Here is a 24759-nt window from a genome sequence, read left to right on the forward strand (position 1 = left end):
TCTCAACTCCCTGAGGCCATCATCGGCGCATTCGCCTTTTCGACCGCGTCAAAAAATTCATCAATCTTCGCGACGCTCTTCACGCCAGGCGCAGTTTCGACTCCCGAGGAGACGTCGATACCCGGCGCCTTGGTGATGAAAAGCGCTTCCGCGACATTGTCCTTGTTCAGCCCGCCGGAAAGCATGTAGTCGACGCTGCCGTCAAGCCAGCTGAGAAGGCTCCAATCAAAGGAAATACCATTGCCGCCAGGCAGTTCCGAACCCTTCGGCGCTTTGGCGTCGAAGAGGAAACGGTCGGCGATGCCGATATAGGCCTCGACGCGCTTCAAGTCGTCTGCCGTGCGTACCGAAAAGACCTTCATCACAGGCAAACCATAGAGCGCCTTTATGGTCAGCACATGTTCGGGGCTCTCATTGCCGTGAAGCTGGAGCATATCCGGCTTCAACAACGATACGATCTCATCGAGTTCGTCATTGGTCGGATCGACGACGACGGCGACGATTTTAGCCTTGCCACGCGCAGGTTCGGCAAGTTTTGCCGCCAGGTCCGGCTCGATGTAGCGCGGGCTCTTTTCGAAGAAGATAAAACCGATATGGGTCGCGCCGCGCTTCAGCGCGCGATCGACAGCCTCAGGCGTCTTCAAACCACAGATCTTGATATCCGGTCTCATGGCAGCGAAGTGACACGAAATGCGGAAAGAGTCGAGCCAATTTGCGACGGACATTGAATTTTGCGCGGGTCTCGGCTAGAGCGCCGCGCGTCCAAGGGACGCGCCAAGGACGCTCTATCGCTTTAAATCTGCGCATAATCCTTTCCGAAAAATCGATTCCGATTTTCGGGGTTACGCGCTAGTCGAAATCGATGGCATGCAATTGGCTGCCATGCCGCTTGAGCCAGGACTTCGCCTCCTCCATACCGGGGCAAAGCTTACGGCAGAGGGCCCAGAACTGCGGGCCGTGGTTCATTTCCTTGAGATGGGCGACCTCATGGGCGGCGAGATAATCGATCACCGAAGGCGGCGCCATGACGATACGCCAGGAAAAGCTCAGATTTCCCTCAGACGAGCACGAGCCCCACCGGCTGCGGGTATCCTTCATCGAGATCGAGCGGATCGGCGCCCGGATCGTTGCGGCATGCATCGTCGCCAGGCTTGCGAGATCGGCGCGCGCCTCCTTCTTGAGAAAGGCTGCAATGCGCCGTCCGACATGTTCCGGCATGCCGCTGACGCGCAACACCGGCCTGCCATCTATGGACACCGCCTCCGTCAGCCCGCGCAAGCTGCCGCTATGCTGGATGCGATGGGAAACGCCGCGAAGGAGGATTTCGCCACCGTCACGCAGGCCGGCATCGGTCGAAAACTTGGCAAGCTTGGTGAGCAGCCACCCCTGGTGACGATCGAGGAAGGCATTGACCTCACGCGCCGCAAGGCCTTTCGGCACCGTCATCTTCAAGGCGCGGCCACCCGGTTCGATGCGCAGCGTGATGCGTGTCGCCCGGTCATGCTGCTTGATCGTCAGCGGCATGAGCCGGCCGGCGACATCGAGCGTCCGCATTTCGGGCGGAGCCGGCTTTCGCGCCTTCGACCTAGTTTTCAGAAGCGAGAACATGCGTGTTTTCTATACGATTCGCCGGCAAATCTAAATGATCGCCGGAAGGGCAGACATGGAAAAACCGGCATCGGGAGATGCCGGTCATCATTTCATCGTTCAGGCGTTTACGGCGTCTGATATTCAGCGACCGGGCCGTTGTCATCGCGCTTGGCGTTCCTGCGATCGCGCATGAAGCGGTCGAACTCTTCCTGATCCTTGGCGCGGCGGAGCTCGCGCAGATAGGAGTCGAATTCCTCGCGCATTTCGTCAAGCTTGCGGCGCTCTTCCTCCATCCGGTCGAGTTCGGCCTTGCGCCAGTCGTCAAAGGCGACGTTGCCTGTCGAAAAATGCGGGCGGTGACGGCCATGCGGGCGGCGGCAGGAGGCAAAGAAGCCATCGGTCGCCTGGTTGACGTCACGCTTGAAGCCGCGCAGACGGTCGCCGAAGATGATGTAGGCAAGCATGGCAAGACCCAGAGGCCAGAAAACCATGAAGCCGAGAATCATCAGGGCAATGGTAGCCGGAGTCCAATCCGGTCGAAGCAATGCTGACTGGTTCATCGTGCGGGTATCCCTCGCTTTCCGCGCCCGGCAGAATACCGAACGCTGAAATCGATGTGGTTACCGCAATAACCGCCTTCAAGACGATTGCCCGCGAAATCGGACAAGGCCTTGAATCCATTTTGCTAATTCAGCTATCCCTGATTCAGCCCGTTCGGCCGCCCTTGATGACACGCGGGAGCGGAGGCCTAACGGCGGAACGCGAATGCTGGCGGACGAAATCGATAATGCGCGGCGCGATCTCGCGGCGGAAACGCGAGCCGTTGAAAACACCATAATGGCCGACATCCGGCTGAAGATAATGCATGCGCATATCTTCGGGAATGTTCACGCAGATGGTCTGCGCCGCCATTGTCTGGCCGACCCCGGAGATGTCGTCATTCTCACCTTCGACGGTCAGCAGCGCCACATTGCGAATTGCCGCCGGATCGACGCGTTTGCCGCGATGCATCAGCTCGCCCTTCGGCAGCGCATGCTTGATGAAGACCTGCTCCACCGTCTGCAGATAGAATTCGGCGGTCAGATCCATGACGGCGAGATATTCGTCGTAGAAATCGCGATGTCTTTCCGGCTCGCCGTCGTTCTTCACGAGATGCATGAAGAATTCCTTATGCGCGACGAGGTGGCGATCAAGATTCATCGACATGAAGCCCGAAAGCTGCAGGAACCCTGGGTAGACCGGGCGCATGAAGCCCGGCTGCGGCCAGGGCACGTTCATGATGACATTGTCGGAGAACCACTGCAGCGACCGCTCCTGGGCGAGCTTGTTGACCGCCGTCGGGTTGATGCGCGTGTCGATCGGGCCGCCCATCAGCGTCATCGACGCCGGCGAAAGCGGATCCCTGGCTTCTTCCATCACGGCAGCGGCTGCCAGCACCGGAACGGAAGGCTGACAGACGGCGATGACATGCGTATCGTGACCGAGGAAATGCAGCATCTCGATGACGTAGTCGACGTAATCGTCGAAATCGAACGTTCCTTCCGTCATCGGCACCATGCGGGCGTCGATCCAGTCGGTGATGTAGATATCGGCACTCGGCAGCAGCGCCTCGACCGTGCCGCGCAATAGCGTAGCATAGTGGCCGGACATCGGCGCGACGATCAGTATGCGCGGATCATTGCCGCGGGCGGCTGGAACGCTGCGGGCGAAATGCAGGAGATTGCAGAAGGGTCGCGACCAGACGACCTCTTCGCGGACGGAAACCGTCCGGTCACCGATCGTCGTCTGCTTCAGACCGAATTCCGGTTTGCCGTAGCGGCGCGTCGTGCGCTCGAACATTTCGAGGCTTGCCGCCATCGTCCGGCCGAACGGCGTGTGGGAGAACGGGTTCAGCGGATTGGCATAGGCAAATCGCATGATATCGGCCGCGGCGCGAAACGGCGCCATGGCKGCATGGTTCAATTCATAAAGCTGATAAAACACGGAAGGCGCCACCTTTCTCTATCGAAAAGATGACGCCGATTGAAAGACATCGACTCTTTTCGTAACGCGGGCACGTCGCGCAGACTAACAGGTTTTTGTTGCACAGCAACATTAACGAACCAAACCCACACAAGAAATGCCGGAGAATTGATCCCCGGCATCATAATCGACCTGAAAACTTAAGTTTCTCAACAGGAAGCGTCGTTAACGATCCGCTACGAAGGTCTGCTTCTGCGTGCCGAGACCTTCGATTCCGAGTTCGACCACGTCGCCGTTCTTGAGATAGCGCGGCGGCTTGAGGCCCATGCCGACGCCCGGAGGCGTGCCGGTCGAGATCACGTCCCCGGGATGCAGCGACATGAACTGGCTGAGGTAAGAGACCAGGAAGGCAACCCCGTAAACCATCGTCTTCGATGAGCCGTTCTGCATCTTCTGGCCGTTGACCGTCAGCCACATGCCGAGGTTCTGCGGTTCCGGAATTTCATCCTTGGTTACGAGCCAGGGGCCGATCGGGCCAAAGGTGTCGCAGGATTTGCCCTTGGTCCATTGACCGGCCCGCTCGGTCTGGAAAGCGCGCTCGGAGACGTCATTGGAGACGCAATAACCGGCGACATAATCCAGCGCTTCGGCTTCCGTTACATATTTGGCAGTTTTGCCGATGACGACGCCGAGTTCGACTTCCCAATCGGTCTTTTCCGAACCGCGGGGAATGACGACATTGTCGTTCGGCCCGACGATTGCGGATGTTGCTTTCATGAAGATGATCGGCTCGGGCGGCACGGTCGCACCGGTTTCGGCAGCATGATCCGAATAATTCAAGCCGATGCAGATGAATTTGCCAGTGCCCGCGACGCAGGCGCCAATGCGGCCGGGTGCGATTTCCGGAAGGCTCTTCGGATCGATCGCCGCTATCTTTGCAAGGCCTGTCGGTGTGATCGCTTCACCGCCGATATCGGCGACATGACCGGAGAGATCGCGGATCTTGCCATCGGCATCGAGAAGTGCTGGTTTTTCACTGCCAGCTTCGCCAACACGCATCAGCTTCATGGAATTCCTCCTCATCGAAAACGGATTTGCAACCACCTATGAACGAATTATTCATCGGTGTCATTACGGCTTTGCCGGGAAGCGGTACGGCTTTTCCGCGATTTGGGTGATTTCCGCCGAGAACCGCCCGTATCTTTCGGCATCATGCTCCAAAAATTTCCGCTAGATCAGGGCCGGCGGGAACGATCTTCGTCGGATTGAGGCTTTCGATCGAATAGTAGCCGCGCTTGATGTGATTGAGGTTCACCGTTTCACCGATGCCCGGCCAATCCAGCATGCGGCGGCAGAAGGCGCGCAGATTGGCATAATCAGAAAGCCGGCGCAGATTGCATTTGAAGATGCCGTGATAGGCGACGTCGAAGCGCACCAGCGTTACAAAAAGCCGGATATCGCTCTCGGTGGGATGATCGGCGAAGAGAAAAGACCGGCCCTCGAACTGCTGCTCGACCCAGTCGAGGCAGGAAAAGACATCGGCAAAGGCTTCCTCATAGGCGATCTGCGTGGTGGCGAAACCGGCGCGGTAGACGCCGTTGTTGAGATCAGGATAGATGCGATCGTTGAAAGCATCGATCTCGGTGCGCGTCTCCGCCGGGTAAAGATCGATCGGATTTTTTGCCAGACCGCCGAAGCCGCTGTTCAGCATACGCAGAATATCGGCGGATTCATTGTTGACGACGGTCTTTTTCTGCTTGTCCCAGAGAACCGGCACGGTGGCCCGGCCGGTGAAATCCGGCGCCGCTCTGGTATAGATTTCATGCATATAGGTTACGCCGTTGACGTGATCCTCCGTCGCGCCGGGATAATCACCGAAGCGCCAACCCTGCTTGCTCAGCAGCGGTTCGACGACCGAGACCGAGATGACGTCTTCCAAGCCCTTGAGCTTGCGGCCGATCAGGGTGCGCGAGGCCCAGGGGCAGATATAAGCGACATAGAGATGGTAACGGCCGGCGCTGGCTTCAAAGCCGCCTTCGCCGGTCGGCCCGGCGCTGCCATCCGGGGTCACCCAATTGCGGAAACTCGACGTCTGGCGGACGAAGCCGCCCTTTTCGTCCTTTGCCTGAACGGGCTGCCAGTCTTCCGTCCATTTTCCGTTCGCCAGCATGCGCAACTCCCCGATCGATTGATTAAGACAGTTCATTATCCTGCTCCGACGCCGGCGTCAGGCCGCTCTCATGAGGACAGTCTGTACACCCAAACTGCGACGATGCTGCGCTTGCCAAGCCGGTGAAGCAGGAAATATGACTCCGCTAAAGCGCGTCGCAATCTTTCGGCGCTTTAGTGACGTGGAGTTCGAAATGCATCTCTCGAAGGTCGTCGTGCCGACCGAACATGCAAGCCGCTACCTGCAGCAGCTCTGCAAACACTGGAGCCACAAGTTCAGCGTCGATTTTGATCCTCTGAAGGGCCGGGTGCCGTTCAGCGATACGGCCGAGGTGACCCTTGCGGCCGACGGTGCGACGCTGACCATGACACTTTCCGTCGCCGATCCCTCGCAACAGGAAAGGATGCAGCACGTCATCGACGATCATCTGAAGCGCTTCGCCTTCCGCGAAGAACTCGACATCGTCTGGACGGACTAAGCGCGTCGCCATCTTTCAGCTACGCTTCTCGCGCTTTAGATCTTTTTTTTTACGCATATCGTTACCGCAATACCGCTGACGCTTTGCGCGACATGCGTCAAGCCCAGCCCCGATCCAAATTTTCCACCCGAACCTTGGAACAAGCATGACGAAGAGCAATCACCGCGAATCCGAATATCCGGTCGATCCGATGTTTCTTGACCGCTGGTCGCCCCGCGCCTTCACCGGTGAAATCATCGAGGAAGCGCAGCTACTCGGTTTGCTCGACGCCGCCCATTGGGCGCCRTCGTCGGCCAACCACCAGCCCTGGCGTTTCATTTATGGCCTCAAGGGTTCGGAATCTTGGGAGAAATTCGTCGCCTTGCTCAACGATTCCAACCAGGAATGGGCCAGGAATGCATCGGCGCTGATCTTCGTCGTGTCGCGCGCCTTCACCGGGGCTGCCGGCTCGGCTGAGGAAAAGCCGAGCTACACCCATTCCTTCGATGCCGGTGCGGCATGGGGGCATCTGGCGATCCAGGCGCGCCTCTCCGGCTTTTACGCCCATGGCATGGGCGGCATCAAACACGAGGAAATCAGCCAGGCATTCAGCATTCCCGAGGGATACCGGGTCGAGGCAGGCGTCGCCGTCGGCCGGCTGGCCGACAAGAGCGTTCTTTCCGAACGCAATCAGGCGCGCGAATTCCCGAGCCAACGCAAGCCGCTCTCCGAGGTCGCCTTCAACGGGCGCTTCGTCGCGAATTAAGCGAAGCCAAGGGCCAAGGGCCAAGTAGATATCGGGCAAACGAAAGCCCCGCCATCCTAAAGGACAGCGGGGCCATTTATTTTCTGAAATATCAATTAGATATCAAGGTTTGCAACGCTCAGCGCATTGTCCTGGATGAATTCGCGCCGCGGTTCGACTTCGTCCCCCATCAGGCGGGCGAAGAGACCATCGGCGTCGGTGGCGTCGTTGACCCTGACCTGCAGCAGCGAACGCACATTCGGATCGAGCGTCGTTTCCCAGAGCTGCTCGGCATTCATCTCGCCAAGGCCCTTGTAGCGCTGCATGGTGAGGCCCTTGCGGCCGCTCGTGAAGATCGCATCGAGCAGGGCGCGCGGGCCAGAGATTTCGATGTCGCCTTCGCGGCGATGTAGCGACGGCGGCGTCTGATAGATTTCCTTGAGGCGCCCCGTCAGCTGGTCGATGTGACGGGCATCCGAGGAACCGATCAGCGCCATGTCGATCACGACGATTTCCCTGACGCCGCGGACCATGCGCTCAAGGCGCAGCCCGCCATCGGTTGTCACATCGCCCTGCCAGCCGCGCTCGGTTTCCTCAGCGATGATGTCGAGGCGCCCTGCCACTTCGTTTGCCAGCGCCAGCGCTCTCCCCGGCTCGCTGGCGAGCTCGGCGTTGAGGGCGCCGGCAATCGCCGCTTGTTCGACGGCGGAACGATTATAGCGCGAATGGAGATTGTCGAGCAGCGCGCGCATGCGCAGAGCATCGAGGATGACCTCGCGCAGATCCTGGCCGGCGCGAACCTCGCCGCTACCGAGCCTCAGCGAAGCATCTTCCAGGCCCTGGCTGATAAGATATTCTTCGAGCGCCTTCTCATCCTTCAGATACTGCACCGACTTGCCGCGCGAGACCTTATAGAGCGGCGGCTGGGCGATATAGAGATGACCGCGCTCGATCAGTTGCGGCATCTGGCGGAAGAAGAAGGTCAGCAGCAGGGTGCGGATATGGGCGCCGTCGACATCGGCGTCCGTCATGATGATGATCTTGTGGTAGCGCAGCTTTTCGACATTGAACTCGTCCTTGCCGATGCCGGTGCCGAGCGCGGTGATCAATGTGCCGATTTCCTGGCTCGACAGCATCTTGTCGAATCGGGCGCGTTCGACGTTCAGGATCTTGCCGCGCAGCGGCAGGATCGCCTGGTTCTCGCGTGAGCGGCCCTGCTTGGCCGAGCCGCCGGCGGAATCGCCCTCGACGAGGAAGACTTCGGACTTTGTCGGATCACGCTCGGAGCAGTCAGCAAGCTTGCCCGGCAGCGAAGCGATATCGAGTGCGCCCTTGCGGCGGGTCAACTCGCGGGCCTTGCGGGCGGCTTCGCGTGCGGCGGCGGCCTCGACGACCTTGCCGACGAGGATTTTGGCTTCGCTCGGATGTTCTTCGAACCAGGTGTTCAGCGCCTCGTTGACGAGACTTTCGACAACAGGACGGACTTCCGAGGAAACGAGCTTATCCTTGGTCTGCGAGGAGAATTTCGGATCCGGCACCTTGACCGACAGAACCGCCGTCAGGCCTTCGCGGCAATCTTCGCCCTGCAGCGTTACCTTTTCCCTTTTGGTGATTCCGGAACTGTCGGCATAGGAAACGACCTGGCGCGTCAGCGCCGCGCGGAAACCGGCCATATGCGTGCCGCCGTCGCGCTGAGGGATGTTGTTGGTGAAGCAGAGCACGTTCTCATGATAGCTGTCGTTCCACCACATCGCGACTTCGACGGTGATGCCGTCTTTTTCGCCGTGGATGGCAACCGGCTTGTCGACGAGCGACTTCTTGGCGCGGTCCAGATAGGCGACGAAAGCCTCGAGGCCGCCGTCATAACGCAGCTCTTCCTGCCTGATATCGGAATGGCGCTTGTCGGTCAGCAGGATGCGAACGCCTGAATTCAGGAAGGCGAGCTCGCGAAGGCGATGCTCCAGCGTGCCGTAGTCGAACTCGGTCATGGTGAAGGTGCCGGTGCTCGGCATGAAGCTCACTTCCGTGCCGGTCTCATTCGGCGCGTCGCCCGTAACCTTCAGTGGAGCATCTGCCACGCCATGGGTGAAGCTCATTTCATGGATCTTGTCGTGACGGCGGATCTTCAGCTTCAACCAGACGGACAGCGCGTTGACGACGGAGACGCCGACGCCGTGCAGGCCGCCGGAAACCTTGTAGGAATTCTGGTCGAACTTACCGCCGGCATGAAGTTGCGTCATGATGACTTCGGCAGCCGACACGCCCTCACCGGTGTGAATGTCCGTCGGGATGCCACGACCGTTGTCGGTGACGGTCACCGAGCCATCCGGATTGAGGGTGACGGTGACGATGTCGGCATGACCGGCAAGCGCTTCGTCGATCGCGTTGTCGACGACTTCATAAACCATGTGATGAAGGCCGGAGCCATCGTCGGTATCGCCGATATACATGCCGGGGCGTTTACGCACGGCATCGAGGCCCTTCAGAACCTTGATGGAATCTGCGCCATATTCGGTGCTTACGCCGTTTTCCGTCGCGGATGTATCGCTCATTCTGTCGAGATTTTCCCTGTTGTCGTAAAGCTGCGGCGCGCCTTGCGAATCACCGGCTTTCTTCACTCTCGTATATAGGTTTTTTGAACCCAGTTCCCAATGGCAAGCCCCTAAAACAAGGCATAAAACAGGGGATTATGACGCTTTTCCGTCGCCTTTGCCGCCATTTTCGAGAAGAGCCGATAGCCGGCCTATCTCGGCGCTGTCAAGGCTGCGGATTCGCCGCGCCAGCCGGTTGGCAAATTCGGTATATTCGGGGGGAAGGCCGGAGGTGTCGATCACGACGCGCGGGTCGGACGAGCGGGCGAGCAGGAACAGTTCCTCGGCCTCGTCCCAGATGATGTTGAAATAACCGGCGATGCGCTGCAGCAGATCGAATGTCGGCAGCCCACGCTTTCCATGTTCGAGCGCCGAGAGATAGGCGGGAGAGACATTCAGGGCTTCCGCCATCTCCTTCTGCGAGACGCCCTTGCGCGCTCTCAGCCTGCGAACCGCCTCTCCGAAGGGTGTCATGGCCTTTCCCCATGCCGCCGCGACAGGCGAATGTAGAGCGCGCCCTCACCGCCATGATGCTGTGCGGCCGACTCATAGGAGGAGATCAGGTAGCGGAATTCCGGCTTCGAGAACCAGAGAGGCACGGCCCGCTTGAGCGCGCCCTCGCTGCCCATGGAGCTGCCCTTACCCGTAATGACCAGCACATGGCGCATGCCGCGCTCGTGGGCGCGGATCAGGAAATCAAGAAGGATGGCATGGGCCTCGCTCTGCACCAGCCCGTGCAGGTCGATCCGCGCTTCGAGCGCCAGCCGGCCCTTGGCGATTTTACGCTTGACCGGCATTTCCAGCGGATGATGCACCCCGGCCGATGGCTTTGCCATTGACGGTGCTGTCGGCTGCAGCGGCATGGGCGTGGCGGGCGTCTGCTTTTCCTGTTCCCGTTCGGCCGCCGCTTCGGCTTCAGCAAGAAAGGCATCGAGTTCGGTCAACGCCCCCGCCTTACCGGGCATCGGTCGCGTGCTGCGGGCAACCTTGCCCCAGAGGATCCTCTCATCCGCACTCAGCTTGCGATCCCTGGCCATCAGTCGAATCGTCCGGCGGCGGCATTGGGAATGAGGATGACGAAATCGGCGTCGTTGCGGACGGTGCCGGCACGTTCTCCGGCCATGTCCCCCGAGCCGGTGAAGATATCACCTCGCGCCGGCCCGACAATCGCCGAGCCAGTATCGAGCGCCAGCATCAGCCGGCGGAACGGCCGGCCCTGGTCGAGATGGGTGAGGCTTTCGCCGCGAATGAAAAAGGGAAAGCCGAAGGTATGGATCATCCGGTCGACCGCAAGCGAGCGACCGGCGAGAAGCGGCACCTTGGCGGCCGCGATCGGACCTGCCTTCGGATCGGCAACCGGTGCATCACGGAAGAAAATATAAGAGTGGTTATGCCATAACACATCGTCGACGCGCTCGGGATTGCGCGCCAGCCAGGCACGGATCGCCTGCATTGAAATCTCCGCCCGATCGATCTCTCCTCGCTCGATCAGCAGCTTGCCGATCGCCGAGAAGGGATGGCCGGCTTTCGCCGCGTAGGTGATGCGGCCGATACGACCATCCTCATAACGCAGGCGGGCAGCACCTTGCACATGCACGAAGAAGACATCCACCTTCGACTTCGCCCAGGCGATTTCGAGGCCGCGGCCTTCGAGAAACCCCTGATCGATGGCGCGGCGGTCCGGATAGGCAGCGACGCGGCCGTCATGCAGACGGCCAAAAGCATAGGCCTTGTCGAGTTCGGCGGGGCGATTGGCATCGTCGAGATCGATCAGATCGTCCGGACGCCTGTAGAAAGGAAAACGGAAAATTTCGTCCGGCCGTTCCGACACGTCGATATCTGGTTCGTAGAAGGCGGTGACGAAGCCGGAATTGCCATCCTTGCGGCGGATCAGAAAGGGCCGACAGTGTGTCTCGAAAAGGCCTCGTGCCGATGCCGGAGATGATGGCGTGAAATCTTCGGCGGCGGCGAGAAGCGGAAGCAGGTCTTCCGAGCTCAGGCCAAGCGATCCGGTGCGGTACGGTTTGACATCGGTGATCTGCCGGCGGCAGCTTCGCATGACTTCAAAAAGGCCGGAGGGATCATCATCCTTCCAGCCTTCCAGAGTGTCGAAGCTTATGGCCTGCAGGACGAAGTCCGATGCGTGGTCACTCATGTTCCGATTCGGTCGCCACGAGTTTCCAGTTCGGATCGCGCGAGCGGGTGTCGCGGGCGAAGGTCCAGAGGTCGTTGACCTCGGCGACGTTTTCGGCGTCGCCTTCAATCAGCACATCCGCCTTGTCGTAGGTGGCCGATATCAGCTGGCTGACGATGCGCACGGTGATCTGCGCTTCGCTGCCCTTTGTTTCCGCATGGGTGATTTCGGCCTTGTCGATGCCGACGAAGGTGGACTTCACCTTCTCGCCCCGGGCCTCGCGCTCGCCGATCGCCGCGTCGAACCCGTCATAGACTTCGCGGGACAGCAAGTTCTTCAGCGTTTTCYGGTCGCCATCGGCATAGGCCATGACGATCATCTCGTAAGCCATGCGGGCGCCGTTCAGAAACTCCTTCGGGCTGAAGGCGGGATCGGCCTTGTTCAGCGCGCGCAGCGATTCGTTGAGCGGCGTTCCGGGTGCCGCGAAAGCATCGATGGCAGCGAAGCGATCCTCATCCTCCGTTGTCGCATCGCGCCGCGGTAGCGTCACGACCTTGCCGGCATCGGCGGCTTCGGCCGGAGCCGCATCCCGCGGCGTATAGAGATCGCGCGGCGGCTTCTCATTTCCTGTGCGGCGTCCGAGCACGGAGCGGAGCTGAAAGAAAATCAGCACAGCCGCCACCAGGAAAAATAATGTGATGAAGTCGTTCGAACTCATATCGTATCGCAGCCGCCGTTAACATCTCTGATTTGTACTCCCATATAGTCTGCCTATACAGATGATTCAAATGATGGCTGGCATCTTCGCCGGCGCCAAGAGGAGACCGGTGAGCCCGGGACATGACCGACATGCGTTTTTCGATCCTGCCAGCTTTCATTCTGCTGTTGCCGCTCGCCGAAATTGCCGGTTTCGTCGTCGTCGGCCGGGCGATCGGATTGTGGTTGACGCTCGCGCTCGTCATGCTGGGTTTCGTTCTCGGCGTGGTTCTGCTGCGCAGGCAGGGCATTGGTATTTTGCGCCAAATGTCGAGCGAAGGACGAAATGGGGTGATGCCGGGCCGCGACCTGCTGCGGCCGGCGATGAACGTCATCGCCTCGCTGCTCCTGATCATTCCYGGCTTCCTCACAGATATCATCGCGATCCTCATTCTCATTCCGCCGGTGCGCGATCTCGTCTGGCGGACGATCGCCAAACGCTTCGTCGTCGTCAATGCCAAGGGCGGCTCTTCCTCTGGCCCGCAACCCGATTTCCGCGACCGCAAGCCGAATTCGAAGGTGGTCGATCTCGACGAGGAGGACTATCATAGAGAGCCGGATCGCAACTCGCCGTGGTCCGGCAAGCATCTCGGCGACTGAGGCACTGCGGCTGATCAACCGCGCCAATCGCCCAGGGTTGTAAGCCCTTCCCTGAAATGTTAGATGGCGGCACCATTCCCATGCCCCTCGAGGAAAAGCCAATGGCAGACGATAACAACAGCAACGGTGCGGCCAACCCCACCCTTTCGATCCTTGCGCAATATACCAAGGATCTGTCCTTCGAAAATCCGGGTGCTCCGCGTTCGCTGCAGGCCCGCGACAAGGCGCCGACGATCAACATCAATGTGAACGTCAACGCCAACCCGCTTTCCGATACGGATTTCGATGTCGTGCTGTCGCTGAATGCCGAAGCCAAGGACGGCGACAAGACGGTTTTCCATGCCGAACTCACCTATGGCGGCGTTTTCCGCGTTGCCGGTTTCCCGCAGGAACACATGCTGCCGGTTCTCTTCATCGAGTGCCCGCGCATGCTCTTCCCCTTCGCTCGTCAGATCATCGCCGACGTCACCCGCAACGGCGGTTTCCCGCCGCTGATGATCGACCCGATCGACTTCACGCAGATGTTCGCTCAGCGCGTTGCCGAAGAACAGGCCCGCGCCAAGGTTCAGGCCGTTCCGAACTGACCGGGTCTTTCTTGTTTGAAATGCGGATGCCCGGGCTGGTCCCGGGCATTTTCAATTGAGGGCCGGTTTAATCGAGGTTGGCGTATTTCGCCCAGATGCTTTTTTCACCGAGTTTGGCGATGAGCGCCTCATGCGCCTGCTCCTCGGTTTGGCTGAGGCGCGGGGCGAGCGGCCGGGGCCGCTCGAGCACGGCGGCAATTACCACATCGTCTTCCATCGCCATGTCGCCGCGATCCGCCTGGCTGGATTTGCCGGCCATGCCGAGGCCGAGGGCTGCCTGTCTGCCGCCGATCATCTCGATATAAACTTCGGCAAGCAGTTCGGAGTCGAGCAGCGCGCCGTGTTTGGTGCGGTGCGAATTATCGATGCCGTAGCGCCGGCAGAGCGCATCGAGCGAATTCGGCCCCATCGGATGTTTGCGCCGCGCCATCGACAAGGTATCGAGCACCCGTTCCGGCAGGATTGGCGGCAAACCGATGCGCGCGAATTCCGCGTTGATGAAGCCCATATCGAAGGTGGCGTTATGGGCAATCCACTTCGCATTGCCGAAGAAGGTGAGGATTTGTTCGGCAACTTCCGCGAAAGGCTGCTTGTCCTTCAGAAATTCATCGGTGATGCCGTGCACGGCGAGCGCATCCGGATGAACCTTCTGATCTCCGGGATTGATGAAAATATGGATCGTGTTGCCTGTGGGGAAATGATTGAAGAGCTCGATGCCGCCGATTTCGATGATGCGGTCGGCGCGGTTGTCGAGGCCGGTTGTTTCCGTATCGAAGATGATCTCACGCATTCCGGAAATCTCCCTTGGCAATCCGCGTTTTCAGGTCGGCGACGATCTCAAGCACTCGTTCCCTCGTCGTCGCGATACTGTGACTGGTATCGACCAGATAATCGGCCCGCCGCCGTTTTTCGGCGTCCGGCGTCTGGCGGGAGAGAATCATGTCGAATTTTTCCTCGGTCATGTCTTCGCGCGCAAGCACCCTTTGGCGCTGAATCTGTGGATCAGTGCTGACGACGACGATTACATCCACTCTTGCCTCGGCGCCGGTTTCGAAAAGTAATGGAATATCGAGCAGTACCATGTCGGCGCCGGCGGCGCGTTGCCGCTCTAGAAATTCCGTCTCGCGTTTGCGAACCAGCGGATGGACGATCGCTTCCAGGCGTTTGAAGCCGGCAGGATCAAGGGCGAGCTGGCGGCCGAGTTCATGTCGGTCGACTGCTCCATCCTTCATCGTGCCGGGGAAGGCAGCATTCACCAGGGGTGCAGCCTCGCCGGCATAGAGATCGTGAACCACGGCATCCGAATCATTCACCGGGATTCCTGTGTCGGCAAAGAGCTTTGCCGCCGTCGATTTTCCCATTCCGATGGAGCCGGTGAGACCAATCTTCAGCATCAGTGTGCTTCCATATCCGCGATGATGAGCGCGCGTAGCGCCGCGTCGACGATGGGACGCTGGCCGAACCATTTCTCGAATCCGGGCACGGCCTGGTGCAAGAGCATGCCGAGACCATCAACGATGGGAAATCCTTGCTCTTCCGCCTGTGCCAGGATCGGCGTCTTCAAGGGCACATAAACGATATCGGTGACGACGGCATCGGCCGCAAGAGGCGAGAAATCGAGTTGCGGCGCCGCCTCGCCGTCCATGCCGAGCGAGGTGGTATTGATGAAGAGGCCGGCGCCTTTCATCACTTCGGCAAGCGCACCGGTCGGGTGGGCCTGTACACGCGGGCCAAAACGATCCGCGAGTTCGCGCGCGCGTTCGACGGTGCGGTTGACGACGTGGATCTCCTTGAACCCGCGATCACGGACCGCCTGGATGATCGCGCGGCTGGCGCCGCCGGCGCCAAAAACCACGGCCGTGCCACGCCGGTCCCAGCCCGGATGGCGTTCGTCAAGATTGGCGATGAAGCCACGACCGTCGGTATTCGTCGCATGCAGGGCGCCGTCCTCCAGCCAGAGCGTGTTCGCAGCGCCGAGTTCTTGCGATAACGCGTCCGGCTTGTCGGCGAGCCGGAACGCCAATTCCTTGTGGGGAATGGTGACATTGCCTCCGATAAAGCCGGAACTGCCATCCTTCAGCGAGTGAATAAAATCGGCAAAGGCCTCGGGTGCCACTTCATGAGCGCGGTAGCTGCCTGGCAGACCAAGCGTCTTCAGCCAATATCCGTGGATCAGTGGTGAGCGCGAATGCTTGATGGGAAAGCCCGTGACAAACGCTTTCGGCCCGAATGTTTCACGTGAATCACCCATCGATCGCTCCGAGTTGTCGCAATTTTTTTAAGAGCGGCAGCATCGGCAGGCCGAGAATGGTGAAATAATCACCCTCGATTTTCTCGAAGAGCTGGATGCCCTCCCCCTCCAATTGATAGGCGCCGACGCTGGAAAGCGCCCGTTCGCCAACCCGGGCCAGATGTCTGGCGATGAATTCCGCCGTCAGCGGCCGCATTGTCAGCTGCGCATGGGCGAGATGTTCCCACAAGACCACACCATCGCTGACGATGGCGACGGCGCTGTTCAATCGGTGGGTTACTCCCGAAAGGGCTTGAAGATGACTAGCCGCGTCGGTCATGTCCTTCGGCTTATGGAAGACGCTGTCGCCGAGTGACATCGTTTGATCCGAACCGATGACCAGGGTATCCGGAAAACGATTGCTGACTTCTTCGGCCTTGGCCCTGGCCAGCACGAGGGCCACGGCGTCAGGCTTAGCGCCGGCTTTTTCCAGCGGCGCTTCGACGGCCCGTTCATCGATCCTTGCGGCATGTGCCTCGAAGGACAGACCGGCATTTTCCATCAGCATCCGGCGAAAGGGGCTCGACGATGCAAGGATGAGTTTCGGCGTCATGGGGTTCCTCGGCGTGCCAGCTTTTCGTCAGCGCTTAGCGCAGCTTCGGCCGCAGGGCAACGATTGCTGCGGCCGTTTCCTCGATTGAGCGGCGGGTGACGTCGATCAGCGGCCAGTTATGGCGGGCGCAAAGTGAGCGGGCATATTTCAGCTCCTCCGAAATCGCGGCGCGATCGGTGTAGTGCTCGCGATCGAAGCCCTGCGTCACACCGAGCACACGATTTTCCCGCACCTGGGAAATACGGTCGGTGGTGGCGATCAGGCAGACGATCAGCGGTTTGCTCGCGACGAAGAGGCTCTCCGGCAATGGCACACCATAGACGATCGGAATGTTCGCCGTCTTGATGCCTCGATTGGCGAGGTAGATGCTGGTCGGTGTTTTCGAGGTACGGCTGATGCCGATGATCACGACGTCGGCGTCGTTGTAGTCGTCGGGCATCTGGCCGTCGTCGTGATCCATGGTGAAATTCAGCGCTTCGATGCGCGCGAAGTAGCCGGCATTCATCACATGCTGGGCACCGACCCGACGGCGCGACGGGGCGCCGAGATAGACCTGGAAGGCATTCATCACCGGCTCCAGCACATTCACCGAGGCGACGCCCATCTCGATGCAGCGCTCATCGATCAGGCTTGCAAGCTCCCGGTCGACAATGGTGTAGAGCACGATGCCGGGGGCGTCATCGATCGCCTGCAGAACCGGCAGCAGCTGCTTGCGATTGCGGATCAGCGGATAGACATGTTCGATCGGCTGGGCCGATCTGAACTGCGCGGACGCGGCGCGCCCGGCGGAGATCAGAGTCTCTCCCGTTGAGTCAGAAATCAGATGCAGATGAAAGAAGTTCGTTCTGTTCTCCACGCTATTTTCCGCTGCCTGTTGAAAACACTGGATGAAACAGAGCTACGGCTGCAAGGCAGTCTCCGGCAAGGGAAAACATGCCTCCTTATCCACATTTCGGATTTTGCGGGTCGGTTTTGATTGGCCCTGTGGACGATGGGGAAGAGATCTATTTCTTGAAAGCTGGTCCACAGCCTATCCACAGCTATAAGAAAAATTGGCAACCCAGAAGGATTTGGAATCATTTTCAGATTCAGCTTCTCCCCGAGATTCGGACGAGATGGACAAATCTTTCCGATGTTGTTTTGCAGGCGCGCGACAAATGGCGACGGCAGTGGATGGATTTTAATCCTTGATAGTCACCGACTCTAAGAATTAGAAACCTTTTAAAATATCTTTGTTTTTTTATAGGGAAGAAGCGCTTGAGCGATACGCGCCGAAAGATCATGAGGGTTTTGAGTGGCGAGAGCCTCTCCCCTCCTCCTCTGTGGCTGATGAGACAGGCAGGACGTTATCTCCCGGAATATAGGGAGACGCGGGCAAAGGCAGGGAGTTTTCTCGATCTCTGCTACACCCCTGACCACGCCGTCGAAGTGACATTGCAGCCGATCCGCCGCTATGGCTTTGATGCGGCCATACTGTTTTCCGATATCCTGGTCATTCCCGATGCGATGAAGCGGAATGTCCGGTTCACCGAGGGGCATGGCCCGGAGATGGATCCGATCGATGAAGCCGGGATCGGCAGATTGAATGGCGAAGCGGTTGTCGATTATCTCAGGCCGGTTTTGGAGACCGTGCGACGGCTGCGTGAGGAGTTGCCAGCGGAGACGACGCTGCTCGGCTTCTGCGGCGCGCCATGGACGGTTGCGACCTACATGATCGCCGGGCACGGCACGCCGGATCAGGCTCCCGCGCGCCTCTTCGCCTACAGGCATCCCCGCGCCTTCGAGCATCTGCTGATGCTGCTTGCCGACGTATCGGCCGACTATCTGGTCGCCCAGATCGATGCCGGCGCCGATGCCGTGCAGGTCTTCGATTCCTGGGCTGGTGTTCTCGGCGAGAAGGAGTTCGAAGCGTTTGCGATCAGGCCGGTTGCGCGGATGATTGCTTCCGTCAAGTCGCAACGGCCACATGCTCGCATCATCGCTTTTGCCAAGGGCGCCGGCTACCAGCTGAAAACCTATCGTCAGAAGACGGGTGCTGATGCGATCGGCCTCGACTGGTCGGTCCCGCTGGCCTTTGCCGCCGAACTTCAGAAAGACGGACCGGTTCAGGGCAATCTCGATCCGATGCGCGTCGTTGCCGGCGGCCGGGCACTGGAAGAGGGCATCGACGATATTTTGCAGCATCTCGGCAATGGACCGCTGATCTTCAATCTCGGTCACGGCATTACGCCGCAGGCTGACCCCGAGCATGTGCGTATGCTGGTCGATTACGTGCGAGGCGGGCGCGTGCGAGGCGGGGCGTGACGATGGAAAAACAGACCGATCGGAGGTCTGGCGCCTACGCCAGGCGCCGGGCTCATTTTGCGCTGGTCTTCTTCGCGCTGATGGCGGTCGGGCTTTTTGCGTGGAACCCCGATAATCTCTACCTCTGGATCAAGGCGCTGCACATCATCGCGGTCATTTCCTGGATGGCCGGGCTGTTCTATATGCCGCGGCTGTTCATCTATCACACCGATGCGGAGCCCGGCTCGGTGCAATCGGAAACCTTCAAGGTGATGGAGCGTCGGCTGCTTCGAATCATCATGACGCCGGCGATGATGTTGACGTGGATTTTCGGCCTCTATCTCGCCTGGTCGGTCTATGGATTCCACGGCGGCTGGCTGCATGCCAAGATCGGTCTCGTCGTATTGCTGACCGCTGTTCATATGTTCTTCAGCCGCGCCGTCGGAGCGTTCGAGCGGGATGAAAATCGCCGCTCGGCGCGTTATTGGCGGTTCATGAACGAGGCCCCGACAGTGCTGATGATCCTGATCGTCATCCTCGTCGTGGTGAAGCCGTTCTGATGAAAACCGTCCTCAGGTTAAATTTGCTTCATTTTAAGCAGCCCTCTTGCGGCAGCGATTGCGAGTCGCTATTTTCCGCGCATCTCATCTACGTGGCATGTGTGTAGAGTTCAGTCGTCTGCGAGCCCTTTCGCGGTACCGAATACGACCCAACATCGCCTTTCCCCTTTGAAATTAAAAAGAGTATTGGTCACTTCATGGCTGAAATGAAGCTTCAGGAACTTAAGAGTAAATCCCCGACGGATCTGCTGGCATTTGCCGAATCGCTCGAGGTCGAGAACGCAAGCACGATGCGCAAGCAGGAGCTGATGTTTGCGATCCTCAAGATGCTTGCCAGCCAGGATGTCGAAATCATCGGCGAAGGCGTCGTCGAAGTGCTGCAGGACGGTTTCGGCTTCCTGCGGTCGCCCAATGCGAACTACCTGCCGGGCCCGGATGATATTTATATCTCCCCGTCGCAGATCCGCCGTTTCTCGCTGAAAACCGGCGATACCGTCGAAGGCCCGATCCGTGGACCGAAGGAAGGCGAGCGCTATTTCGCGCTGCTCAAGGTCAACACCATCAATTTCGACGATCCGGAACAGATCCGGCACAAGGTCCATTTCGACAATCTGACGCCGCTCTATCCGAACGAGCGCTTCAAGATGGAACTCGATATTCCGACCACCAAGGATTTGTCGCCACGTGTGATCGACCTGGTGGCGCCGCTCGGCAAGGGCCAGCGTGGATTGATCGTCGCGCCGCCGCGTACCGGTAAGACCGTGTTGTTGCAGAACATCGCGCATTCGATCACCGCCAACCATCCGGAGTGCTATCTGATCGTCCTGCTGATCGATGAACGCCCCGAAGAAGTGACCGACATGCAGCGCTCGGTTCGCGGCGAGGTTATCTCCTCGACCTTCGACGAACCAGCCGTCCGTCACGTGCAGGTGGCCGAGATGGTCATCGAGAAAGCCAAGCGCCTTGTCGAACACGGACGCGACGTTGTCATCCTGCTCGATTCTATCACGCGCTTGGGCCGTGCCTATAACACGGTCGTTCCCTCGTCAGGCAAGGTCCTGACCGGCGGTGTGGACGCCAACGCTCTGCAGCGGCCGAAGCGCTTCTTCGGCGCGGCGCGTAATATCGAGGAAGGCGGCTCTTTGACGATCATCGCGACGGCGCTGATCGATACCGGCAGCCGCATGGACGAAGTGATCTTCGAAGAATTCAAGGGCACGGGCAACTCGGAAATCGTCCTCGATCGCAAGGTCGCCGATAAGCGTATCTTCCCGGCCATGGATATCCTGAAGTCCGGTACGCGCAAGGAGGACCTTCTGGTTCCGCGCCAGGATCTGCAGAAGATCTTCGTGCTCCGCCGCATCCTTGCTCCAATGGGCACAACCGATGCGGTCGAATTCCTTATCGACAAGCTGAAGCAGACAAAGAACAATTCCGACTTCTTCGAATCGATGAACACATAATCCTTAGCCGGATTCACCCCCAAAGCTGGAGGCATCGTCATGACGCCTCCAGCTTTTCTATTTGAGAGGAATCAATTTCGATTCCAAGCGGCGGACCAGGCGATATGGCCATGTTGAATGATACCATATATGCGCTATCGAGCGGTGCCCTGCCTTCGGGTGTTTCGGTCGTTCGAATCAGCGGGCCGCTGACCAGAGACACTTTGGTGAAACTCGTCGGATCCGTTCCGACAACCCGGCAGGCATCTTACCGGACGATTCGGACTCGTAACGATCAACCGATCGATAGTGGTCTGGTGCTATTTTTTCCTGCCCCGAATTCGTTTACCGGCGAGGATGTTGCCGAGCTGCAAATCCACGGCAGCAGAGCAGTGCTGGCGGCGCTGTTTCACGCGCTCGGCGATATTCCGGGTGTTCGAATGGCAGTCGAGGGCGAGTTCTCCCGCCGGGCCTTTGAAAACGGCAAACTTGATCTCCTCGAGGTGGAAGGACTGGCCGACCTCATCGGCGCCGAGACAGAAATGCAGCGACGCCTCGCGGTCGAACACAGCGCAGGCGGGCTTTCCACAATTTACGATTCGTGGGCGGAACGATTAACGCGCGCCCGAGCGCTGATCGAGGCGGAACTTGATTTCCCCGACGAGGATGACGTTCCAGGGTCGGTGTCGGATATGGTCTGGGCCGATATGGGGGAACTTCGCAGTGATATCGAGCATCACCTGGCTGCAGCTTCGGCCGGCGAGATTATCAGAGACGGCTTCAAGGTGGTCATCGCCGGCGCTCCGAACGCCGGAAAATCGAGCCTGCTGAATGCTTTGGCCCGTCGTGACGTGGCAATTGTGACGGAGATTGCCGGAACCACGCGCGATGTCCTGCAGGTTGATCTCGATATTGATGGTTATCTGATCAAGCTCTATGACACTGCGGGACTTCGTGAGGCGGACGACAGGGTCGAAATGGAAGGCGTGCGGCGCGCGCGTATTGCGCTTCGCGATGCCGATCTTGTCCTGATGCTGGTTGACATGACGGATCCTCTGATTCCCGACGACTTGGAGCAAGCCTCTCCACATGTTACTGTCGGGACAAAGAAGGATCTCATCGATATCGCAGCGGATCGGTATGATCTGCAGATTTCGACGGCGACGGGTGACGGTCTGCCGGAACTACGCCGGTTGATCGGCAACATTGTCGACAAACGTTTTGCCGGCCTATCTATGGCAATCCCCAGCCGCCAACGGCATAAGGATTCGCTAGCGAAATGTTTAACGGCGCTCGATGCGGCAATATCGCAGGCGGATGTGAGTCTCGAACTGCGGACCGAGCAGCTGCGAATTGCCGCTGAGTATTTGGGCAGAATTACCGGAAGAGTGGACGTCGAACAGCTGCTCGGGGTGATCTTCTCGGAGTTTTGTATCGGCAAATGATTCACGTGAAACCCTAGGCGCCAGCTTACGCTGGTTTCACGTGAAACGTCTGCCGGATGTGGAGTCTTGAATGACAGATAATGCCTTCGATGTGATTGTGATAGGTGGCGGCCATGCGGGCTCGGAGGCTGCCGGCGCAGCTGCGCGTCTCGGGGCGAAAACCGCTCTGATTACGCATAGACGCGACACGATTGGCGTCATGTCGTGTAATCCGGCAATCGGTGGGCTTGGCAAGGGCCATCTGGTTCGGGAAATCGACGCGATGGACGGGCTGATGGGTCGTATTGCCGATGCTGCGGGCATTCAGTTCAGGATGCTGAACAAGAAGAAGGGCGCGGCTGTCCGCGGTCCGCGGACACAGGCCGATCGAAAGCTTTATCGCCTGGCAATGCTGGCGGCGATCGAAGCGACTCCAGGCCTGGATATCATCGAAGGCGATGCGTTCGATCTGGACGTTGTCGATGGTCGCGTCACTGGCGTGATTATGAAGGATGGTCGAACCCTGAAAGCGCCGGCGGTGGTTTTGACCACTGGAACCTTTCTGCGCGGTCTTATTCATATCGGTTCGGAAAAGACACCGGCCGGGCGTGTCGGTGAAGCGCCGTCGATCGGATTGTCTGCGACCCTCGCCCGCTTGGGATTGCGGCTGGGACGTCTGAAGACCGGAACACCAGCGCGGCTGGATGGAAAGACAATCGACTGGCAATCCGTCGGCCGACAAGGGGCTGACGAGGAGCTTGTTCCGTTCTCCTTCATGACCGACGCGATTACCACGCCACAGATCGAATGCGGGGTCACCAGGACGATCGAAGCGACCCATCGCATTATTGTCGACAACATTATGCGCTCGGCGATGTATTCCGGGCAGATCGAAGGCGTCGGGCCTCGTTATTGTCCGTCTATCGAAGACAAGCTGGTGAAATTCGGAGAGCGGGATGGACATCAGGTCTTTCTCGAGCCCGAGGGACTGGACGATGACACGGTCTATCCGAACGGGATTTCTACCTCCTTGCCGGCGGAGGTTCAGGCCGAATTCATCAAAACGATTCCGGGTCTTGAAGTGGCAAGAATTCTGCAACCGGGCTATGCGATCGAATATGATCATGTTGATCCGAGAGAGCTGACGCCGTCGCTTGAAGTCAAACGGTTGAAAGGCCTGTTTCTCGCCGGTCAGATCAATGGCACCACCGGATATGAAGAGGCTGCCGCCCAGGGTCTGGCAGCCGGGTTGAATGCTGCATTGCGAAGCATCGATTCGGAACCGTTCCATTTTAGCCGAACGAGTTCCTATATCGGCGTCATGATCGACGATCTCACCTCACGCGGCGTTACGGAGCCGTACCGAATGTTTACATCGCGCGCGGAGTATCGGCTGACTTTACGGGCTGACAATGCCGATATGCGTTTGACGCCCCTGGCCATGCGGCTCGGATGCGTGAGCAGCGAGCGGGTACAGCGATTCACGTCCTATCAGGCCGAAATCGAAAATGGCCGGGCGCTGTTGCGGTCGCTGACGGTCACGCCGAATGAAGCGCGACGCGCGGGCCTGAATATAAATCTCGATGGGCAGCGCCGAACTGCCTATGATTTGCTTTCCTATCCGAATTATGATCTGGCCGCGCTCCGGCATGTTTGGCCGGAGGCGCTTGACGCGATCGGGCCGAAAGTTGCGGAAGCGTTGGAAATCGAGGCCGGGTATTCGGTTTATCTGGATCGACAAGCCACGGCGATTGCCGATCAACAACGCGACGAAGACCGGCAGATACCGCTAGATTTCAATTATAACGTACTCTCCGGTCTCTCGAACGAGCTCAAGGCAAAACTCAGCGCTGCTCGACCTTTCAACATCGCCCAGGCCGCAATCGTTGAAGGGATGACGCCCGCAGCAATCGCATTGCTGCTTGTGCACTTGCGTCGCCTACCCTCTTCTGCTCGTCACAGCGCCTGATTACAAGATTTGAGAGTCTTTCAGAATGGAATTAAACGGTTTGCGTGTTTCACGTGAAACACAGGAGCGGCTGCAACACTTTGCAGCGCTGTTTCAGAAGTGGGCGAAAGCAATTAATCTGGTGGCGCCGTCGACACTCGATGATCTATGGCACCGGCACATCGCCGATAGCAGCCAGATTTTTCAGATTCATCCGCAACCGGTTACCTGGGTTGACCTCGGCAGTGGAGGTGGCTTTCCGGGCGTTATTACGGCGATTTTCCTGGCCGAGCTGCAAGGTGGATGGGTCCATCTGGTCGAAAGCAACCATAAAAAGGCAGCGTTTCTGCGGACCGCGCTACGGGAAACAAATGCGCGCGGCAGCGTGCATAGCATTCGAATCGAAGATGCCTATACGGATGTTGGCGAATGCGGTGCGATTTCAGCGCGCGCGCTTGCCGATCTTGATGGGCTTATCGGATATTCGGCCGCTTGGATGCTTGGCAAGGAAAATTGTCGTGGCTTTTTTCATAAAGGCCGGGATTACCGGAAGGAAATCGACAAAGCACGTGGTCGGTGGGAATTCGATCTGTTAGAACATAGGAGCGCCGTCGAGCAGGAATCTGTTATTTTGGAAGTATCAAATCTCCGGCGCTTGGTTTAACAGATC

26 protein-coding genes are annotated in these 24759 nt (G+C 58.8%); 10 read left to right on the forward strand and 16 right to left on the reverse strand.

Translation table 11 applies throughout. The features are described 5' to 3' along the window. Positions 1-2: 2 nt before the first annotated feature. The 6 genes from AC1ECN_RS28280 to AC1ECN_RS28305 form a co-directional block, all read right to left on the reverse strand. Positions 3-671, reverse strand: coding sequence for a phosphoribosylanthranilate isomerase (locus tag AC1ECN_RS28280; RefSeq protein WP_024322892.1), 669 nt, complete (start codon positions 669-671; stop codon positions 3-5). Positions 672-849: 178 nt separating this feature from the next. After that, the gene (locus tag AC1ECN_RS28285; protein ID WP_130673312.1) at positions 850-1608 is read right to left on the reverse strand and encodes a M48 family metallopeptidase; all 759 of its coding nucleotides are present in this window, start codon (positions 1606-1608) and stop codon (positions 850-852) included. 107 nt (positions 1609-1715) lie between these two features. Further along, positions 1716-2150, reverse strand: coding sequence for a DUF2852 domain-containing protein (locus tag AC1ECN_RS28290; RefSeq protein WP_017962639.1), 435 nt, complete (start codon positions 2148-2150; stop codon positions 1716-1718). Positions 2151-2295: 145 nt separating this feature from the next. After that, entirely contained in the window at positions 2296-3573 is a 1278-nt protein-coding gene (locus AC1ECN_RS28295) for a polyhydroxyalkanoate depolymerase (protein WP_020397356.1), read from the reverse strand. A 204-nt stretch (positions 3574-3777) separates the two neighbouring features. After that, entirely contained in the window at positions 3778-4620 is an 843-nt protein-coding gene (locus AC1ECN_RS28300) for a fumarylacetoacetate hydrolase family protein (RefSeq protein ID WP_018068915.1), read from the reverse strand. Positions 4621-4762: 142 nt separating this feature from the next. Then, positions 4763-5722, reverse strand: coding sequence for a glutathione S-transferase family protein (locus tag AC1ECN_RS28305; RefSeq protein WP_130673574.1), 960 nt, complete (start codon positions 5720-5722; stop codon positions 4763-4765). Positions 5723-5915: 193 nt separating this feature from the next. On the opposite strand from AC1ECN_RS28305, the gene AC1ECN_RS28310 reads away from it, so the two are divergent. Together AC1ECN_RS28310 and AC1ECN_RS28315 are read left to right on the forward strand one after the other, a co-directional pair. Next, positions 5916-6200, forward strand: a complete 285-nt coding sequence (locus tag AC1ECN_RS28310; protein WP_130673311.1) for a DUF2218 domain-containing protein — start codon at positions 5916-5918, stop codon at positions 6198-6200. 145 nt (positions 6201-6345) lie between these two features. Continuing rightward, the gene (locus AC1ECN_RS28315) at positions 6346-6945 is read left to right on the forward strand and encodes a nitroreductase family protein (RefSeq protein WP_018068918.1); all 600 of its coding nucleotides are present in this window, start codon (positions 6346-6348) and stop codon (positions 6943-6945) included. Between the two features lie 95 nt (positions 6946-7040). Here AC1ECN_RS28315 and gyrB read toward each other — a convergent pair whose 3' ends face one another. The 5 genes from gyrB to AC1ECN_RS28340 form a co-directional block, all read right to left on the reverse strand. Further along, on the reverse strand, positions 7041-9476 hold the full coding sequence (gyrB, locus tag AC1ECN_RS28320) for a DNA topoisomerase (ATP-hydrolyzing) subunit B (RefSeq protein WP_024322897.1): 2436 nt from the start codon (positions 9474-9476) through the stop codon (positions 7041-7043). Between the two features lie 135 nt (positions 9477-9611). Continuing rightward, the gene (locus AC1ECN_RS28325; protein ID WP_018068920.1) at positions 9612-9989 is read right to left on the reverse strand and encodes a helix-turn-helix domain-containing protein; all 378 of its coding nucleotides are present in this window, start codon (positions 9987-9989) and stop codon (positions 9612-9614) included. Next, on the reverse strand, positions 9986-10552 hold the full coding sequence (locus AC1ECN_RS28330; protein WP_130673310.1) for a Smr/MutS family protein: 567 nt from the start codon (positions 10550-10552) through the stop codon (positions 9986-9988). The genes AC1ECN_RS28325 and AC1ECN_RS28330 overlap by 4 nt, the downstream gene beginning before the upstream one ends. Further along, positions 10552-11670: a murein transglycosylase A gene (gene mltA / locus AC1ECN_RS28335; RefSeq protein WP_075225884.1), complete on the reverse strand. Its 1119-nt coding sequence runs from the start codon at positions 11668-11670 to the stop codon at positions 10552-10554. The genes AC1ECN_RS28330 and mltA overlap by 1 nt, the downstream gene beginning before the upstream one ends. Further along, positions 11663-12367, reverse strand: a complete 705-nt coding sequence (locus AC1ECN_RS28340) for a Tim44/TimA family putative adaptor protein (RefSeq protein ID WP_477954824.1) — start codon at positions 12365-12367, stop codon at positions 11663-11665. Before AC1ECN_RS28340 ends, mltA begins: the two co-directional genes overlap by 8 nt. Before the next feature lie 131 nt (positions 12368-12498). On the opposite strand from AC1ECN_RS28340, the gene AC1ECN_RS28345 reads away from it, so the two are divergent. Beyond that, positions 12499-13005 carry an FxsA family protein gene (locus tag AC1ECN_RS28345; protein WP_032989534.1) on the forward strand — a complete coding sequence of 169 codons (507 nt, stop codon included), beginning with the start codon at positions 12499-12501 and terminating at the stop codon, positions 13003-13005. 101 nt (positions 13006-13106) lie between these two features. Next, complete coding sequence (gene secB / locus AC1ECN_RS28350; protein ID WP_003544086.1) at positions 13107-13589, forward strand: protein-export chaperone SecB; 483 nt, start codon at positions 13107-13109, stop codon at positions 13587-13589. A gap of 67 nt (positions 13590-13656) precedes the next feature. Here secB and dnaQ read toward each other — a convergent pair whose 3' ends face one another. From dnaQ to AC1ECN_RS28375, 5 genes are read right to left on the reverse strand one after another with little or no spacing between them, the layout of a single operon-like run. Then, entirely contained in the window at positions 13657-14379 is a 723-nt protein-coding gene (gene dnaQ / locus AC1ECN_RS28355; protein ID WP_018068925.1) for a DNA polymerase III subunit epsilon, read from the reverse strand. Beyond that, the gene (gene coaE / locus AC1ECN_RS28360) at positions 14372-14983 is read right to left on the reverse strand and encodes a dephospho-CoA kinase (protein WP_018068926.1); all 612 of its coding nucleotides are present in this window, start codon (positions 14981-14983) and stop codon (positions 14372-14374) included. Before coaE ends, dnaQ begins: the two co-directional genes overlap by 8 nt. After that, positions 14983-15840: a shikimate dehydrogenase gene (locus tag AC1ECN_RS28365; RefSeq protein ID WP_018068927.1), complete on the reverse strand. Its 858-nt coding sequence runs from the start codon at positions 15838-15840 to the stop codon at positions 14983-14985. Before AC1ECN_RS28365 ends, coaE begins: the two co-directional genes overlap by 1 nt. After that, positions 15833-16432: a Maf-like protein gene (locus AC1ECN_RS28370; protein ID WP_130673309.1), complete on the reverse strand. Its 600-nt coding sequence runs from the start codon at positions 16430-16432 to the stop codon at positions 15833-15835. Before AC1ECN_RS28370 ends, AC1ECN_RS28365 begins: the two co-directional genes overlap by 8 nt. A 34-nt stretch (positions 16433-16466) precedes the next feature. Next, positions 16467-17288 carry a pyruvate, water dikinase regulatory protein gene (locus AC1ECN_RS28375; protein WP_130662528.1) on the reverse strand — a complete coding sequence of 274 codons (822 nt, stop codon included), beginning with the start codon at positions 17286-17288 and terminating at the stop codon, positions 16467-16469. A 401-nt stretch (positions 17289-17689) separates the two neighbouring features. On the opposite strand from AC1ECN_RS28375, the gene hemE reads away from it, so the two are divergent. From hemE to rsmG, 6 genes are all read left to right on the forward strand, one after another. Continuing rightward, on the forward strand, positions 17690-18736 hold the full coding sequence (hemE, locus tag AC1ECN_RS28380) for a uroporphyrinogen decarboxylase (protein ID WP_130662527.1): 1047 nt from the start codon (positions 17690-17692) through the stop codon (positions 18734-18736). Between the two features lie 2 nt (positions 18737-18738). Then, complete coding sequence (hemJ, locus tag AC1ECN_RS28385; RefSeq protein ID WP_130662526.1) at positions 18739-19275, forward strand: protoporphyrinogen oxidase HemJ; 537 nt, start codon at positions 18739-18741, stop codon at positions 19273-19275. 197 nt (positions 19276-19472) lie between these two features. Next, complete coding sequence (gene rho, locus AC1ECN_RS28390) at positions 19473-20738, forward strand: transcription termination factor Rho (RefSeq protein ID WP_012759538.1); 1266 nt, start codon at positions 19473-19475, stop codon at positions 20736-20738. A 104-nt stretch (positions 20739-20842) separates the two neighbouring features. After that, positions 20843-22162 (forward strand): tRNA uridine-5-carboxymethylaminomethyl(34) synthesis GTPase MnmE, encoded by a 1320-nt coding sequence (mnmE, locus tag AC1ECN_RS28395; RefSeq protein ID WP_130662525.1) that lies wholly within the window; start codon positions 20843-20845, stop codon positions 22160-22162. Between the two features lie 70 nt (positions 22163-22232). After that, positions 22233-24110 (forward strand): tRNA uridine-5-carboxymethylaminomethyl(34) synthesis enzyme MnmG, encoded by a 1878-nt coding sequence (mnmG, locus tag AC1ECN_RS28400; protein WP_130662524.1) that lies wholly within the window; start codon positions 22233-22235, stop codon positions 24108-24110. Positions 24111-24135: 25 nt separating this feature from the next. Then, positions 24136-24753 carry a 16S rRNA (guanine(527)-N(7))-methyltransferase RsmG gene (gene rsmG / locus AC1ECN_RS28405; protein WP_130662523.1) on the forward strand — a complete coding sequence of 206 codons (618 nt, stop codon included), beginning with the start codon at positions 24136-24138 and terminating at the stop codon, positions 24751-24753. The last annotated feature ends 6 nt before the right edge of the window (positions 24754-24759 follow it).

The sequence above is a fragment of the Rhizobium sp. 01N447_2 genome (assembly GCF_056399245.1).